Below are 514 nucleotides of genomic sequence, written 5' to 3' on the forward strand. Positions count from 1 at the left end.
AGCCAGTAAAGATCAGACATGTTCACCACTCGTTTTCCGAACCGTGAATCACGCGGCCAAGCGGAAATCAATGGGTCCCGAGCCTAAGGCGAGCCACGGCTTTTCCTCGCTGCTAATAATCTCACACTTTACCCAGCTTGTGACATGCTTGAAGCGCGACGGCATGGCATAAGCGGCGGTATTTTCGCTTCGTCTAGCGTGGCACCCGAAATCAGAGGTTTGGCTAGGACAAAAACCCTGGGCGACACCATTGCGGGTTTAACAGGGTTTTGTCCTTCGCGACGATGGACAGCCGCTGCCTGGCAATGTCGACTAATGGGAAGCTTCGCCGCAGCATGACTAACATCACGAAAGTCTGCTTTGGGTTTATTCCGTTGAGAAACTCTTCTTTGATTGACGCACAAGTCGCTGATTCAATTTCCGTACTGATCGGGAGAATGAGCGATGATGGAGCCAAGGCAGCAAGCACAAGGGTTACTGTTCTACGAGTTCTCGCTTGAGGATCATGTCCCGC

General features: G+C 51.9%; 1 protein-coding gene. It reads right to left on the reverse strand.

Annotation, left to right across the window (positions count from 1 at the left end):
* Positions 1-223: 223 nt before the first annotated feature.
* Positions 224-514: hypothetical protein (locus tag ACR0CG_RS24195; protein ID WP_480528074.1), on the reverse strand; the 291-nt coding region annotated here is incomplete at its 5' end.

Source organism: Ruegeria sp. AB8 (assembly GCF_056542605.1).